Genomic DNA, 1901 nt, shown 5'->3' with positions numbered 1-1901 from the left:
ATTGAAAGTGTGCCGCAGGCACTGAAGTTAGCAGCATAAGGAGATGCTATGACTTAAGGCATAAGCTCAGGAAGAGATGGTGGTAGGCCCACCGAAGTCTGCTGTCGGAAGCTGGCTTCAAACCACTCCAAGTGGCTGTAGTTAAGAGCTATGGTCATGAGCGTTGGAGTCAAAGTGCGAACGAAAGTTCGGCAGGTACGATATAGAGAGACGAGTTAACCCGAACCCATGTGGACGCGTCGTAATCCAGAGATTGACATCAAAACCAAGGGCGTTTCTATCTCTTGGGATAAGTCTATGAGTAAACTCCGAATGCTGCATAGACGGTGTCCGGCGTATAGTGGGCGTGAATCTATATCAGGCTCTTTTTGGGAACTGCGGGAACCAGTCGTTGTGATGCCTAAGGAAGACATACAAGCCACTGAATTGGCGAGTATTAGAGTACCGATGCACAGCACTGGGACGGAGCTATCTGTAGTAGTGAGGAAACAGCTGTAATGGTTGTGGAGCGAAGGGGTAGCGTTAGGCCGTCGTTAAGTTCTGCCCAACTGACAATAAGTCAGGAGGAGGCAGAGGTTAAGACAAAACAATTCAACATTTCAAAATGGCAAGTAGTCAACGCATACAAGTTGGTGAAAGCAAATGCAGGCGCGGCAGGGGTTGATAATGAAACACTGGCCGAATTTGACAGGAACTTAAAAGGAAATCTCTATAAAATTTGGAACCGATTGGCATCGGGAACCTACTTCCCTCCGCCAGTACTGGCTGTAGCCATTCCAAAGAAAGCCGGAGGCGAGAGGATACTTGGTATACCAACCGTCAGTGACCGCATCGCACAGATGGTGGTCAAACTGACATTTTAACCCCAAGTAGAACCGCACTTCTTGCCAGATTCGTATGGATACAGACCAAAGAAATCGGCTCTAGATGCTATAGGTGTAACTCGAAGACGGTGTTGGGACTATGACTGGTGCCTTGAGTTCGATATTAGGGCATTGTTTGATAAAATACCGCACGACCTACTGATGAAAGCAGTCGATAAACACTGCACAGAAAAGTGGGTAAGGTTATATATCAAACGTTGGTTAACAGCACCGATGAAAATGCCAGATGGAGAGTTGAAAGCAAGGGATATGGGAACACCTCAAGGAGGGGTAATCAGTCCTGTTCTCGCCAATCTCTTTTTACATTATGTCTTCGATAAATGGTTACACAAGCATTACCGCGGTATACCTTGGTGTCGATATGCGGATGATGGGCTGGTTCATTGCAAAAGCAAAGAAGAAGCCGAACACTTGCTAGAGGTACTGAGAGAGCGCTGTGCTGAGTGTGGTCTAGAGTTGCATCCAGAAAAGACCAAAATAGTTTACTGCAAAGACGGAAGCCGAAAAGGAAACCATGAACACACAAGCTTCGACTTTCTTGGATATACATTCAGGCGTCGATTAGTGAAGAATACCAAGCGAAACAGTATGTTTGTAAGCTTCACGCCAGCGGTGAGTAAGGTTGCTTTGAAAGCGATGAGGCGGAGAATTAAAACGCTGAAGGTACGAAGCCGAACAGATCTCAACATCGCACAGATATCAGGTTGGTTAAATCCAATGATAAATGGCTGGATTGGGTACTATGGTAAGTACTATCGGTCGTCGCTATACCCAGTGTTTAGACACATCAACAAAGCTCTGATTAGGTGGGCGAGACGCAAATACAAAAAACTTCGTCGCCATAAGACTCGAGCAACGCTGTTCTTGGAAAGGATAGCTAAGCAGAATCCGTGGTTGTTTGCCCATTGGAGGCATGGAATGAGAGGATCGTTTGCCTAATGGAAGCGGTATGAACTGAGAGGTTCACGTACCGTTTTGCGAGAGGCTGCAGGGGGAGTTCCTGCGGTCTACTCACCA

The 1901-nt window shown here is 46.8% G+C and carries 2 protein-coding genes; both read left to right on the top strand.

The genetic code is table 11. The features are described from left to right. Positions 1 to 497 precede the first annotated feature (497 nt). On the top strand, positions 498 to 863 hold the full coding sequence (locus tag AB4375_RS21460; protein WP_372052491.1) for a hypothetical protein: 366 nt from the start codon (positions 498 to 500) through the stop codon (positions 861 to 863). Between the two features lie 21 nt (positions 864 to 884). Then, on the top strand, positions 885 to 1823 hold the full coding sequence (locus tag AB4375_RS21455; protein WP_372052490.1) for a reverse transcriptase domain-containing protein: 939 nt from the start codon (positions 885 to 887) through the stop codon (positions 1821 to 1823). Positions 1824 to 1901: the final 78 nt, after the last annotated feature.

The organism is Vibrio sp. 10N.261.51.C6, assembly GCF_041471785.1.
Classification (GTDB): Bacteria; Pseudomonadota; Gammaproteobacteria; order Enterobacterales; family Vibrionaceae; genus Vibrio; species Vibrio crassostreae_C.
The sequence above is the reverse complement of the archived record's forward strand: the minus strand, read 5'-3'. Positions and strand labels throughout refer to the sequence as shown.